The organism is Catenulispora yoronensis (assembly GCF_039531695.1).
GTDB classification, from domain to species: domain Bacteria; phylum Actinomycetota; class Actinomycetes; order Streptomycetales; family Catenulisporaceae; genus Catenulispora; species Catenulispora yoronensis.
The window spans coordinates 106092-120430 of the sequence record NZ_BAAAQN010000017.1 but is presented as its reverse complement, the minus strand read 5'-3'; the positions used below and the strand labels follow the sequence as shown (position 1 = coordinate 120430).

At 67.7% G+C, this 14339-nt stretch carries 8 protein-coding genes; 4 read left to right on the top strand and 4 right to left on the bottom strand.

Annotation, left to right across the window (positions count from 1 at the left end; genetic code table 11):
* The first annotated feature begins 55 nt into the window (after positions 1-55).
* Positions 56-1774 (top strand): Shedu anti-phage system protein SduA domain-containing protein, encoded by a 1719-nt coding sequence (locus ABD481_RS16540; protein ID WP_344666554.1) that lies wholly within the window; start codon positions 56-58, stop codon positions 1772-1774.
* A gap of 91 nt (positions 1775-1865) precedes the next feature.
* Entirely contained in the window at positions 1866-2723 is an 858-nt protein-coding gene (locus tag ABD481_RS16535; protein WP_344666553.1) for an abortive infection family protein, read from the top strand.
* A gap of 96 nt (positions 2724-2819) precedes the next feature.
* On the opposite strand, the gene ABD481_RS16530 is transcribed toward ABD481_RS16535, so the two are convergent.
* From ABD481_RS16530 to ABD481_RS16515, 4 genes are read right to left on the bottom strand one after another with little or no spacing between them, the layout of a single operon-like run.
* Complete coding sequence (locus ABD481_RS16530) at positions 2820-5606, bottom strand: pPIWI_RE module domain-containing protein (RefSeq protein WP_344666552.1); 2787 nt, start codon at positions 5604-5606, stop codon at positions 2820-2822.
* 34 nt (positions 5607-5640) lie between these two features.
* On the bottom strand, positions 5641-9153 hold the full coding sequence (locus ABD481_RS16525; RefSeq protein WP_344666551.1) for a pPIWI_RE_Z domain-containing protein: 3513 nt from the start codon (positions 9151-9153) through the stop codon (positions 5641-5643).
* Positions 9146-10315 (bottom strand): pPIWI_RE_Y domain-containing protein, encoded by a 1170-nt coding sequence (locus ABD481_RS16520; protein WP_344666550.1) that lies wholly within the window; start codon positions 10313-10315, stop codon positions 9146-9148. Before ABD481_RS16520 ends, ABD481_RS16525 begins: the two co-directional genes overlap by 8 nt.
* On the bottom strand, positions 10287-11936 hold the full coding sequence (locus tag ABD481_RS16515) for a PD-(D/E)XK nuclease family protein (protein WP_344666549.1): 1650 nt from the start codon (positions 11934-11936) through the stop codon (positions 10287-10289). Before ABD481_RS16515 ends, ABD481_RS16520 begins: the two co-directional genes overlap by 29 nt.
* A gap of 286 nt (positions 11937-12222) precedes the next feature.
* Here ABD481_RS16515 and ABD481_RS16510 point away from each other — a divergent pair, with 286 nt between their 5' ends.
* Together ABD481_RS16510 and ABD481_RS16505 are read left to right on the top strand one after the other, a co-directional pair.
* The gene (locus ABD481_RS16510) at positions 12223-13290 is read left to right on the top strand and encodes a restriction endonuclease (protein ID WP_344666548.1); all 1068 of its coding nucleotides are present in this window, start codon (positions 12223-12225) and stop codon (positions 13288-13290) included.
* Positions 13291-13641: 351 nt separating this feature from the next.
* Positions 13642-14235 carry a restriction endonuclease gene (locus ABD481_RS16505; RefSeq protein WP_344666547.1) on the top strand — a complete coding sequence of 198 codons (594 nt, stop codon included), beginning with the start codon at positions 13642-13644 and terminating at the stop codon, positions 14233-14235.
* The last annotated feature ends 104 nt before the right edge of the window (positions 14236-14339 follow it).

The window sequence follows — 14339 nt, the reverse complement described above, 5'->3', positions numbered from 1 at the left end:
GGAGGTGGCCGCTAGAGTCAGCGTTTCGCGGCGTGGGAGGGGAAAGGGGTAGGGCGTGAGGCGATGGCTGTTCTTCACCGAGGGCGGCGGGAAGGAGAGGATTGTACACACCTCGGCTGTCGTTGGCGACGAGGTCGCTCTGTGGCGTTCGGGGCCGGATTCAGGGATCGTCGCGATCGGCACGATCGTTGGCCTGCAGCCGGTGATAGACGAATTGGCTGCGCTGGGGCGAAGGCTCCAAGAGCCCGGGGGTGATCCGGATGAGCGTCCGGTGGGGCTCCGTGCCGCTGCGCGCTACGACCGGACATATCTGTCGAATCCGCTGACGGGTCCCGTGCTGCGCCGTCTTGGGCTCGGTGAGGTCTGGCGGCGAGGGCGCAGCGGCCCTGGCGTTACGTTCAAACCCCCGTTCCCGGGACCGCTGCGACTCGACGACGACCAGTGGAACACCCTGATCACAGCTTTGGCGGCTGATCATCCCGACGGCGGCAACCCGCGATTCTGGGTGGTCGAGCCGGGTACGATTCTCAGCCGCAGCGACGTCCGCGATGCATTCGGCGCCGGGCTTCGATCGGTGGAGACCTCCAGCTCGCGGCTGGCGTGCGATTTGCTGTTCGTCAACGATCGACATGAGGATCCGCTGTTGCTGCCGCGCTGGTGCGAGGATGTTCTGCTCGTACCGGGTCAGGAACGTCGAGGCAGCGTCATCGACTCTGACGGTACGACGCTGGTTGCAGACCACGTATACCGTGGCCGGCCCTTGCACCTCTTCCAGGCGCGCGAGCAGCTGTGCCGCTATGTCGGCGAGTTCCTGGTCGACCAGGCTCGACCCATCGAGGAATGGATAGATGCTGGCCGCCGACGCGTTAGGCCGCCGAGGCGTTCATTCCTGGCTAGGGTGACCGAGGCCGAAGGACGGCCAGCAGAGCTCCAAGACTTCCGGGTTCCTGTGCTGCGGCTTCGGCAGCTCAGTGGCCTCGCAGCCTTCGCTGGCCAGGACGACCCGTTTGACGGCCCGGTCCGGTCGCACGGCTTGCGTACATACCTGGCCACCGATCTCGGCGTCACCGCCAGAGATGCGCACGGGGTAGGAACCACGGTGCAGGGACTTGTCCGGCTCCTCCAACAGCAGCCCGACGTGGCAGCGGTCATCGAGGACAGCATCAACGAGCTGCAGGCGCTGGCGGCCCTCACCGAGAATGCTCGCCGACGATCGGACCTGGACGCCTTGCGTAAGGTCGTTGCCGACCCCGACAGCAAGGAAGCCGACCTGCAGAAAGCTCTGGAGCGCATGACGTGGGTGTTCGGTGGACAGTTCCTGTCCACCACCGGCCGCCGCAACTTGACCGCCACCGACCAGCTCGACCTGGCCCTCATTCGACCCGACAGGTCCCTACACGGCGTGGAACTCAAACTGGCGAACATCTCCCCACTCATCAAGCCCGACCATGAGAGCAGGGGATACGACCAGTACGTCGTCAGCGCCAAGGTCAGCGACGCCGCAGGCCAGGCCAAGAACTATCTCAAGGAGCTCGATCGGGAGCGCGACATCATCTGGTCCAAGTTCGGTATCGACACCAAGAGCGCTGGGATGACCGTTGTCATCGGGTCGGCGGCCTTCGCGGAACCGAAGGTCAGGCCGCACATCGCCGAGACGCTGCGCACCTACAACGAATTTCTGAGCAGCAGGATCCGTGTCATCACCTATGACCAACTCGTCGACGACGCGGAACGGGCCTCCGCGCTCGCCGACGTCGGCGACGACGAGCACTAGGACGAGCTGACGCCCACCCAGACCCGTTGGTTCTCGCGCTCAATTGGTGAAATTGTGAGCACTCTCCCAGGACTCGACTTACCGTTCAGGCATGACTCCCCAGCGTGACCTCGTCTCCAGGGCAACCCGCAATGCCATCAGGCGGCCAATGAACGTGCTTGCGCGCGGTGCGATCTGTGAGTACTGGGAGAACGAGGGGTTCCAGGCCATCGAGGGCTACGTTCCGACGCGCGAAGGCGGGGTTCGGCAGACCGCTTTCGATTCGTACGCAACAGGTGTCGACTGGGCAGACGAGGAGCAGGTGCGCCGCGCGTTACGCGTTTTCGAGAGCCTGCTTCGACGACTTCGGAAAGAGGGGGCGCTCGAGTCTGCCGAGGAGGTCGAGATCAGCCAACTTCTTGCGCGGGACGGGTGCCAGCTCGACGAGGAGCTACGGATCCATGTCCCGCGCGTTGCACATCTTGAGCTTCACCTCGCGGCGCTCGGCAACGCCTCTGGGATCCGGTCCGAGTTGGAACGTGTCCGACGTGTCGGGACGGAGTACCCGGATGACGCAATCGGCGCCGCGAAGCAGCTTATCGAGGCAACGGCCAAGCTCGTTCTGTACGAGCGTGGTCGCCCGGTGAATGAGAACGACGATGTCCCCGCACTGATCAAGCAAGCGCAGCAGGCGCTTCAGCTACACCCGGCCGCACTCCCCGCGTCCCAAGCCAGCACGCCGCCGGACAATGCCGAGTCCATCAAGCGGATCCTCGGTGCGCTCTCATCAGCGGCGATCGGCGTCGCCGAGCTTCGCAACCGATACGGCACTGGGCACGGCCGCCTCACAGCACCGACGGGACTCGGACCTCGCCACGCCCGCTTCGCAGTGGGCACGGCGTGTACGTGGTGCGAACTGCTTCTCGACACTCTCCAGGACCCCGACGCTCCCTGGCGGAACCATCCATGACGAATGCGCGGTGGCCCAAGGCTTCAGAGCCGCTGGGGTCACCGCGCACCGCGGCCAGGGCCTCAGCTGTTCCGACCACCGATTACTGCCAAACCGCTACTCATCATCGTCTCCAAACTCCAGCTCGTACTGGACGAGCGTTTCGTAGACGGTGACCTCCGGCTCGTCCGCGGTCTCATCAGTGGCTTCGGTGTCTTCGTCGAGCTTGATGACGTCGGGTTCTTCGCTCGGCAGCGCGTAGTCTTCGGCGCGTTTGGCCAGGTGAAGGGCCAGCGGTAGCGCTAGGGCGTCGGCGTAGTCCGAGGCGAAGCGCTGTTGGTGGATGAACATCGCCCATGCTTCGGGGTCATCGCCGTCCTGGCAGCCGGCCATGGTGATCTCGAGGTTGGCGGGGTTCCAGGCCGGGACCTCGGTGTCGAGTGTCTCGGCGCCTTGGGCGTTGATCCTCGGGACGTACCTGGAGGCTGTCACGGCGGTGCTCTTGAACGGCCCGGCCTTGGGCGCGGTGCTGCCGAAGACGCGGTTGTCGTCGCTGGCGCCGGCCGGGATCCACAGTCCTGCTGCCAGTCCGGGCTCGTCGCCGCGGCTCTTGGGCTTCCACCACTGGGTGGTCTCGTAGCCTTCGGAGGTCCGCAGGCGCGCGAAGCGCAGTTGCTTGCCGTAGGCCGACAGCTTCTCCGGCCGTGCGTCGCCGAACTGGACATGGTCGCGGATCATGAGGCCGTCTTGGAGGCCGGGCCAGTCCAGGCGGCTGTTGTGGGCGTGGGTGAGGATCAGCGCTGGTTCGTAGCGCAGGTCGGCCAGGACCTGCTTGACGAACATGCCGTACATGGATCGCTTCGCCGGTTCGCTCAGTTTGTCCTGTGCGCCGTGGCCGGCTAGGCGGAGCAGCAGTTGCGGGTAGGGGACCCAGTCGCCGGTTTCAGGGCTCCTACCGAGGATGCAGTCCTGCTGTGGCCTGATCATGACCGCGATCGGCATGAACAACGGCTTTCCGGTGGGTCCGTCGGCGCGGCGCTTGACCGCCCAGAACGCCACCTGGCTGAGCCCGTCGGGAAGCCTGGTGCCCAGGGAGTGCGCGGGCACGATGCGCATCCCGAGCTGACGCAGCCCGTCACCCCACGCGGCCTGCGCCCGGTGTGCTGCGGTCTTGATGTCGGTGCCGCGGGCGGGGACCACGAACTGGCTGACGCGTCCGGCGTCGGCGAAGCCCAGGCGCAGCGCGTACTTGGGGTCGCAGTGCGCCGGGGTGAAGGCTTTCCTCTTCTCGAGTTCGATGAGCGTCAGCCGGGCATTGGTTCCAGCCTTCGTCGCGTGGTCGCGGGCGGCGGCGCGCCGGTCGGCGATCGCCGCGTCGATGTCAGTGCGGCCGTAAGGCACGGTGCCGTTGCCGAGCGGGCCCCCGAGGCCGCCGAGTGGATGCAGGTGGATCCTGAGCTCGAGTTCGGGGCTCGTCCACTCCCGCAGTTCCGTGCCGCCGGCCTGTCGTTCCTGTCCGAGCAGCCCCAGGTCGGTGACGGCGGCGTTGATGAGCTCCTCGCGCATTGCGTCGGTCTGCCAGTACAGATCGACGTTGAGGGTGTCGGCGCCGAGCACGGTGGCGACCATGGGGCGGCGCAACTGGGCTGCGTCTTGGACGGCTTGCGCTTTCGCCGCCTTCACGGCGGCCTTCTCCTCCGCAGTGGCGTCCCGGGGCATGCTCACCTTGCGGGCGGCAACCGACGACTGTTGCGGTTTCCCGGGCAGTCTGCTTTGCGTGGCGTCGCCGAGCATCATGACGCTGGGCGCGAGGGCCTTGGCGGCCCATTCGGTCAGCGGCTCCCGGTCGCGGGGCATGAAGCCGGCTCCGACGGCGTGGGAGCCCATCATCGTGTGGTAGACCACGGCGGCGGTGACGCCGTTCTCGCCGTTGAACCAGCGGCCCGGTTCCTTGCGCAGCTGGTCGGCCGCCGGGAAGTCGCGGGCGAAGGACAGCTGATCCAGCATCCCGTTGGGGCCGCCGCGCTTCCATTCAACCTGCCTGAGCGAGCGGTCGTAGGCCATGCTGGCCGTCGCGATCCGCGCGGTCTGTGGGGCGCCAGTCAGCCAGGGGCCGGGGGTGAGCAGGTAGGCGGTGACGCCGTGGCCGGAGGGGAAGTAGACCGGCTTGTGGTGCAGCCACCGGCGCACGCCGGTGTGTAGGTGGATGCGCGGCACGTCGGAGAACGGCTCGGTCTGCAAGGTGATCTTGATGAAAGCGGAGAACCACCAGGTGGTGCCGTCCTCGTCGATGTGCGGGTGGGCCGGCCAGGACATCAGCTCCGCGCCGCGGTCGGTTGCCACCCGGCGGAAGTTGAGCTGGACGCCCTCGTCGACATACGGGTGCTCACGACCGTACTTCTCAATGCTGGCTGCCAGGACGTCCGGGAGCAGCCGGTGCAGGCGGGCAGTCGGCCGCGCGGTGCCGCCGTCGCTGACCGTCTGCTCCACCAGGTCGACCGTGACCTTCTTCCACTGCAGCGCGCCGGGATCCATCTCGGCCCAGGCGGCCTGGACGTGGGGGAACATCGACTCCTTGCGCTGCAGGTCCGCCAGCCATGCCGTAACCAGGGTGTTGAGGATCCTCGGTTCGAGGGGGCTGGTGGTGTACAGCCACGGGCTGGAGTCGTCCAGTGTCGCTTGCTTGGCAGTCGACAGCAGATCGGGGGCCACGGCCCGGATCGTCTCGTTCAGCCGGCGGATCGGCACCGACTTGATCCGATCGGGGTTCCTCTTCTCGAGCCGGTACAGATCGAGGATGATCTTTCGCCAGGCGCTGGGGAAGGCCAGGGCATGGAAGTCCGCGGTGAACGGCCCGGAGGCCGGGTCGTAGCGGAAGGCTGCGGGGCGGATGCTGGCGGCCATTGCGGGGGTTACTCCTTGGTCTGGGGTCAGCGGGTCACAGGTCGGCCAGTGCCTTGTGCAGCGGCTCGTACAGGGCGCGGACCAGGGCCCGGTCCAGTTCGGGTAGGCCGGAGTCCTGGTCGAAGTAGGGCTCCAGCAGGGCGCGCATGGCCTCGATCAGGCTGGTGTCCGGGGTGTCGGAGCCGCGAAGGCCGGCTTCCCTGGGGTAGAACGCGGCGTCGACCAGCACGACCCTGGCCGGGACGCCGCCGCGGACGAGGCGGCCGATGACCTGCCACATGACCACCAGCTGGTCCCAGGCGAACGACTTCTTCTCCTGCTCCTCGAGGCTGTTCCAGGCGATGGTGCGGGTCATGAACCGCGTCCACTGCCCTCGCGCCTCGCGGCGGAAGTCCCGGCCGGCGGCGTCCAGGGAGCCGGCGGCGCGGACGCGTTGGGCGAAGGCCCCGCCGTGGACCTCGCGGACCGCCCAGTCGTTGATCGCGTGGATTGCGAGCGTGATGTCGTCGGGCCGAGGGTGCGGGCGGGCCAGGAAGTACACGGTGCCGATGGCCGCCTTGCCTCCAGGCATGACGATGTTGTGCCCTCGCTCCACGGCCAGCAGCGGGGCGACCAGCAGCTGACCGCTGCCGTGCGGGAAGGTGGCCAGCTCGCCACGGCGCAGCACTTTGACGCTGTCCTCGGACTGCACCTCGGTCCAGGAGTCGTCCAGGTCCGCGTCGTCGGAGACCAGCCGCACCACCCGCCCTTTCCACTCCTCGATCCTGTTCAGGTGTTCGGCGGCCCGTTCGGCTTCCTCGTAGCTGCCGGTCAGGATCAGCAGCCGGCGGCGCTCGGGATCGGTGATCTGGTCAAGTTCGGCGGCGAACTTGCTGCGGGCGCCCTGAAAGTTGGCCGGCTTGGCCAGCGCGTCGAGCATCTGCCGGAGCACGACGGCCCGGGTCTTGGGGTCTTCGCCGGACAGCCGCAGCGGGCCCTGCTTGCCGTACTGGATGTCCTTGCGGAACGTGGTGCCCAGGATCGCCTCGACTTCCTCGCGGTGCGGGCGAAGGACCGCACCGACGGGGATGCGCAGGTGGTAGCGGCTGGAGGTGCCCGACCAACTGGTCGCCGACATCAGCAGGAGCTTGGGGCCGTGTCGTCCGTCTATCTGGGGCCAGGTGGCCATGGCCGGTAGCAGTTCCCGCCCGACGCCGCCGCATCGAAAGAACAGCAGCTCCCCGCTGCGCTCGCCGTCAGTGGTCTGCTCGTCGGCGCGGAACTGGAAGCCCAGGATGTTGCCCATGGGTGACTCGGGGATCAACGGCTCGTAGTCCTTGGGCGGGCGCCGGGACAGCACGTTGGAGGTGGATTCCAGGTTCAGCGCCGCCTCGACGCGGGCCCACAGGGTGGTCATGTAGTCCAAGCTGGTGTGCAGTGCGGCCAGCAGCAGTGTGAACTCGAACTGGTCGTCCGGCGAGGCGGGCGGGACGTCCTGGTCGTCGTCGATCCCGTGCCGGCTGCGGCGGCCGCGCGAGACCGGGGCCGCCTGTGCCTGCAGGGCGGGGGCCGGGCCGGCCAGTTCCTCGATGAGGTCGCTCATACGGCGGCGAGTGGTGGCCGACTGCGGGGCGTGCAGTAGCTCCAGGGTCAGCCGGACGAGCCGGTCCACCATGGGGTCGCTGACCGTCTTGTGCCCCAGGGGGTCGTCACGGAAGTCGTTGAGGACGCGGTCGACCTCGGCGCGGCGCGCCAGCCTTACGGCCTCGGCCTCACCAGCCGCACTATCGCCGTCGGCCTCCGCCGTCAGCGCCTCATCGGGCACGGCGCCGATCGGGCGGGGAAACCATGCGTCGAGCAGGTGTCCGTGCAGGGTGAAGGAGCTGAAGTAGTCGGCCCCCACCCAGGAGCGGATCTCCGGCTTCTGGACCAGAAGCCGGTACAGGCGGTCGTTGGCGGAGGTGACGGTGTTGACCGCGGTCGCCCAGTCGTCGACGTCGAAGTTGGACAGCTGGATGCGGCCCTGCCGCGCCAACTCGGTGATCTTGTGTCCCTGGACCTCGTCCAGCCAGGACTCCGGGGACCTCCCGGACAGGGTCGCGGCCGGGCAGAACGCGGTGTCCAGCTGCATTTGGACTCGGTCGGCCTCGTCGACGATGATCAGGTCGCTGCGGCGCACCGCCAGTTCCATGTAGCGCAGCTGTTCGTCGTTGAGGTGGTCTGGGACGCTGCTGTGGACCAGCCCGGCGGGGGTGGCAACCCAGATGTCGGCGTCCACCAGGGCGCGGGCGCCGTGGTGCCGCGGGCACTGGGACCACAGGGCGCAGCCGTGCCGTCGCGGGCGTTTTCCCCGCCGCGTCGGCACGACCGGGCCGGCCGCCAGGCCGTCGTCGTACTTCAGGGTGTCCGCCGCGTCGTCCTCGGTGCGTTCGACGGGGAACAGGGACGTGCATGGGGCCTCCCGGACGGCCAGCGGCATGGCCGCCTCGGCGCCGCGCAGCGCATCGACCGGGCAGGCGGTGGTGACGTAGTCGAATCCGGGGTCGTCGTGGGCGAGCATGCTCGGCGCGCCGGAGCTGGCCAGGCGCCGGTGCAGGCGGCTGGCGTTGCGCTGCCGGGTGGAGTGCCCAAGGACGGGGGCGGCGGCCAGGTCGAATTCGCTGTAGAGGCGCACGGTGGCCAAGGTCTCGGCGACGTCCCCGACCACGACGGTGGTCCGGTAGCCGTTGCGGGCCGCCCACACGGTCAGGATGTCGCGCAGCGTGCTCTTGCCGGCCCCGACCATCCCTACCAGGTGCAGCAGGTTGGCGATGGGAAGCACCTCGGCGGGGTCGAACCGGCGGCCGTCCGTACTGGGGATGAACAGCTCCACGCGCGCCAGCCGGCCCGTCCACAGTCGTGGCTTGATGCCTTTGCGGATCTCCTCGGCGTCCATCCACTCGGCAGTGGTGACCAGTTCCTTCCAGGGCACCTCCCCCAGCGGCTGCAGCGCCTTGCGGACCGGGGCGAGGTCGTGGCCGGCCAGTGCGGGCCCTGCCAGCAGCTCGGCGTCGAAGGTCACCGCGTGGCGGCGGTCGCCCTGCCGGAAGGTGTACTCCCCGGCTCCGGCGATCGGCAGGGGCTTGCGCTCGAACGGCGGGGCCGATGCGAGCAGGGTCGCGTAGACGGTGCCGCGGCGCGCGGCCATGCTCGGGTGCCGCCGGACCGGCACATCCCAGACGTCAGCCAGGTCGAAGGCGCGCAGTTCCTGCGGGACCTGGAGGTACAGGCCGACCTTGGTGTGCCAGACCTGCTGGCGCCGCAGCTGCCACAGGTAGTGCCGGGCGCGGTCGCGCTGGTGGCGCTGCTGTTCGGTGGTGATGTAGCCCAGGGCCTCGGCGTAGGGGTAGCCGCCGAGCAGCGTCCAACCCGAGGCCGCCGGCTGCTGCGGCGTGAGCTCGAGCAGCAGATGCAGGCCCAGCTCGACGTCGCACAGGTCGCCGGGCGAGAAGTCACCGGCAAGCTCGGCCGGCCACACGGCCTTCAACTCCCCGACGATCTTGTCGTGCCATCCGCTGCGGTTACGCATTCCCAGCCTCCTGCTGCACGGCCGCCGAGCGCTTGGCGGTGCGGATCTCCTTGCGGACCATCGCGACCAACTCGCGGTCGGTCACCAGGTCGACGACACCGCGCAGCTCTTCGGGACGGTGCCGGTTGAAGATCGTCCGGTAGCCGTCGCGCTGCTTGAACCGGTAGTCCGGCACGACTAGGAACGCCCGGTCGAAGCGCGGCGGGCTGCGGAACGGCCTGGCGCCGCGCCCCAGCAGCGCCGGGTTCGCCCGATCCTTCACGTCGATCGCCCACACGCCGCCGCCGGGCAGCGGGACGTGCAGGTCGTAGGTGTCGTACTCGGGCCACATCGTGATCGTTAGCCCGAGCTTGGCCAGCTGGGCCTCCAGCTCGGTCTCGGCCCGCCCTGGTCCGGTGATGAACACCCGCAGCGGCCGGGCAATCTGGAACAGACCGCCGTCCTCCCGCCAGCCCACCGTGCGGCCGATGCTGGCAGAGCCCTCATACCGGCAGCGGTCCAGCTCGCAGCGCCACCCGCCGCCGGCCAGCGGCGTCAGCAGGCAGCCACACCGCGCGCATGTTGCACACTGCCCGTCGACCTGCAATGACGCCGGCACCCGCTGGTAGCTCTGCTTGATGACCTCCAGCGTCGGCTTGAAGAAGATCCCGCCGTCTTCGCCCAGCAGGGAGGCGATCTCGACGCCGGTCAGCACCGGCCGGGAGATCAGCAGCCGGCGGAACGCCGTGTACGCCTGCGGGGAGCGCGAGGAGCGGCACTGATCGATGGCGTGGCCCATGAGCCGGTTCTCGATCTGCTCGGCCGTCGCGTCTGCCGCGTCGACCACCCACTCGTGGCAGGCCTGGGTCGGACTGTTCGTCTCCTCATCGACCAGCAGCTCCCCGGCGCCAGCGACGTCCTCGGGCAGCTCCAGCGGCCACTGGTCCACCGGGATGGTCCGCGCCCACCGGATCATGTCCGGGACGCTGCGGGGCGGGGGAACCTGCTGGCGCAGGCACAGCAGCACCAGCTGATCCAGAGCCCGCTGCGCGGCGGCCGGGTACACCTGTCCCTTGGGCTGCACTCCTCGGTCGAGCTGGACGATGCCGGTAGCGATGGTGCGCAGCAGCGGAAGCCCGGCATAGGCGCTCCAGCTACCAGGCGTCGTCGTTTTGAGGGTCATCCAGCAGCTCCTCGTCGACGCCGTCGGCGTCGAATATGTGGTCTGAGTTGGTCCGGGGCGGGACGTAGTCGGGACACCACTGTGATACCGGACACGTCCGACAAGATTCACCAGGTCGGGCTATGGATCGCATATCCGCATGCCAGGGCTCTGCGAGTCCGGTCACGATGCGCTGCGCCTCAGCCGCAGTCTCCGGATCGGCGGGGTCCAGGCAACTGGGGTCGGCTCCGTCCGGACGCAGCACCTCCACCTCGATCCGGGCTCCGGCCGAGCCCGGGCCGAGCACTCCGGCGCGCAACAGCAGTACGGCGAAGGCCAGCTGCGGGTGCTCCTCGAGCAGCGTCATGGTCTTCGGGCCGTACCACTGCGTGGTCTTGGTCTCGCGCCACACCCAGCCTTCGCTGTCGCGGTAGATCAGGTCAGGCTTGGCCACCACCAGGACGTCCGCGGCTGTGTCGTGGGCGACGATCACCGGTTCGACGCGCGAGTCGATGACCTGGTTGGCGTGCCGGAACGGGCACACCGCGACGTGGTGCGCGAGCATGCGGGCCGCGACCAGAGCCTGATCGCCACGAACCTGCCAGCGCCCGACAGACCAGTCTTGGCTGCCGTCCGGGAAGTCGCCGATCTGACAGGGCACCCGCGGCATCCGCGCGTGGTTTGCCTCCAAGACCGCGTGGACAGCCTGACCGCGAATGGCCTTCGGGCTGTACTCGGAATCCAACGGCCGCGGCAGGTGCAAAGTGCGGGACAGGTGCTCCTGGGCCGGGCAGCTGGCGTAAGCCTTGGCCGTGGCGGCCGATAGCGTCCGGCGCACCTTGGAGGAATCGGCGATGCCCAGCAATCCCGGCACCCGGGGAAGGGCGTCGCATGCGGTGATGATCTTGCAGTCAGCGCAATCGGATCCGGGATTCGGAGCCCCGCCCAAGGCTCGCTGCCGAAGGACGTCCTGGGCGCCAGCCGCATACATCGCGGCGGCCTCCTCCACCGTCCCGTCGAACAGCACGGCTCTACTGCTGTCCAAACAGCCGAACTCGACGATCCGTACACGCCGCACCGCCGGCCCAGATGGCGGGACCGGGTCGAACGGCTCGCGCCACGGATCAGGCCACGCCGCCGGGGAGCCGAACGCAGTCGTGTAGGCGGCGGTCGCCAATTCCGCAGGGGGCCGGGTTCTGGATCCAGCTGTACCGAACCGGAAGACGCGCAGCTCGCGGACGGCTCCGTCCTGGCTTCGATACCTCCTCCCCCACGCCCACGTCTCGCGCACGACCCCGTCCTTCTTCCCCCGACAGACCCAGAATCCGCGCACCGGATACATCGGCTCGTCGCAGCTCAGGGGATTCGAGGGGTTCGCCAGGTAGCCGCGTACGGCGTGCTCGGTGAAGGTGCCCAAGCCAGGGTGAGATGGCGGACGCCGGTGCTGTGCGACCGTCTCCAATGCCTGCTGGATGCTGTCACCCTCGAACTCCACCCGGTTCAGCACATCCATCAGCGGGCCCAGGGCGAACGTCTCCAGCGGCTGTCCTTTGAAGGGGCCCCGCACGCGCGGGGACACCTCCGGATGAGCCTTGGCCGCGATCTGTGCGGGGCAGCTCTGCAGCAGGTCCAGGCCCGCCATGCGCGCGCCAACGCGAACCAGGTTCGTCGAGCCCTTCATCCCACCAGGGATCTGCCAACTGTGGACCACTGAACGATCTCCCCCCAGGCGACGACGCGAAGTAGGTGGGACTGCCCCAGTCCCACAACAGCCGCGGCTGGGCCGGCGGCTTCACAGAAGGGACCGCGCGTCTGCCCCTGGCTTCATCGATGCAGTACGGCCCTGTCCAAAGCGATGATCCACACGGTTCAGTGACAATCAAGTTCGTCCTCTGATATCACGACACAATACAGTCCACGAACTGTCGGTGTCTGCCCGGAAGCTGTCGGTGGCGAGCGACAGACTGGGCAGCCACCTAACAGAAGGGGCGGCGGCTGTGGGGGCGTTTGTGACTACCGGCCGATGGCTCGTTGAGTGGCTACACGAGCTCGTAGGCCGGCGAGTTGGTCTAGCTGTCACCGAGGCGGACCTTCGCAGATCTGCGACGGTGGGTGGCTATGGGCAGCACTTCCCGGAACCGACCGACGGGCCACTTCGGGTGCGCGCGGAGACGGCCCAGATCCTGGCCTACAGCGCACTCGACTACTTCGGCGCCGTTGGTGCTTGGAGATCGACAAGGCCGCTAATCCAGCGAGTGCGGGAACGAATCGAATCTCCCGAGCTCGCCGCAGAGGCTGTCGCCGTATTCGGACAGGCCGTGCCATGGGTCGGCCTCTTCGACGAGCACAAATTCGCGGCTCTCGTAGAACAGACTCGTCAGCAGCGCGGCCAGGCCGCAGCTGAGGCCCTCGCTACCGTCTCGGAAGAAGCACTGCTTGCGGAGTCGATGAAGCCATGGAGCAGCTGCAAGTCGCCGGAATGGACCGACCCAATACGACTGTCCGAGTTATTCACGTCAGAGTCGGTTCTCACTTCATTCGGCCCATTCATTGACCAACGCTTCATCGACTACCTCGTGTGCAATTTCGATGAGATCGGATCGATCAACTGGCGGAAGTTCGAGGCCCTCGTCGCAGAGCGTTTCCATCGAGCCGGGCTAGGTGTGGAAATCGGCCCTGGACGCAACGATGACGGCATCGACCTCCGAATCTGGGACGCTGGCATTGAGTTGGAAGCCCCACCGCTGATGGTCGTGCAGTGCAAGCGAGAGAAGCGATCGATCAGCAAGGTCGTGGTTAAGGCCCTCGCGGCCGACGTTGCGTGGCACGGAGCCGCTTGCGGCCTGCTCGTCACGACATCCGAGTGGTCGCCAGGAGCGCGGACGACCGCTCGGACCCGCAACTACCCGGTTCACGAAGTCAACAGAGCTGCACTCGCGTCCTGGATTCAGGAGATGCGTTCTCCTTCCGTCGGCCTGTGGACGCCGGGCCGGTGATTCGTGACGGTGCCGCCTGCCTGTCCGGCGTCAGGTTCACTGCGCGAGTCGTGTTCACCGTCCGGGACGTGCCCTTGGAGGCTTGCCATCGAGCGCTGATTTGCCAAGATGCATTGTTGTAGTGACCGCGCGTGACCTGGTGAGCAGTCTGTGCTTCCAGAGGTGCGCCCGACTGCAGGGGGACTCATGGCCACGCCAACTACACGCCGCTCATCGTCGACCAAATCCACGTCTACTGGGGAGGCACGCCGTCCTTCGACTGTCGCTACGCCTCGCGGGGGCAGCAAACCAGCGCGACGTACAGAATCCCGCAGCGGTCGTGCGATCCTTGCCGCAGCGGTCGGCGGGATCGTGGCCGTTGTTGAAGTAGCTACCGGCAGCCTGGGTTCACTGTGGCCGGCCATCCCGGGCATTATGCTGCTCACTCTTCTTGGCTCAGCGGTGATGCCATTTCTGCGCGCTGGACGCGCAGAGGAGCAGGCAGAGCGGCAGCGTCTCGCCGACCTGGAGCAGGCCGCGCGGCATCAGAACTTGGCCGCAATCGATGCCATGTCCGGGGGTGAGTTCGAACGTTTCATCGCTGGGCTGTGCCACCGGGACGGATTCGTAGTCCAACAACACAACGGCGGGGCGGGCGATCTCGGTGCTGACGTCGTCGCCGACGCACCCGACGGCCGACGCATCGTGATCCAGTGCAAGCGCTACAAGCCCGGAAATCCCGTCCCAAGCCCGGATATCCAGCGCTTTTTGGGCACCGCACGTACGATCCACGAGGCCGATGTCCCCGTATTCGTCACTACCGCTTGGCGCTTCACCAAACAGAGCCGCGAGCTCGGGGCCAGCCAGCAGGTCATCCTCATCGATCGGGACCTGCTAAGCCATTGGAACAACGGCATCAGCCTCGACAAGTACTTGCCCACCGCGCTGCCAGAGGTCGGCCGCTAGTAGCGAGCGCCTGCTTCGGAAGGCGATCAAGAGCCTGATTGCCATCCGCCCGAGTGAGGTTCGCTCTCCGTGACGCAAGCTGACCTGCTTCGACTAGGCGGTGC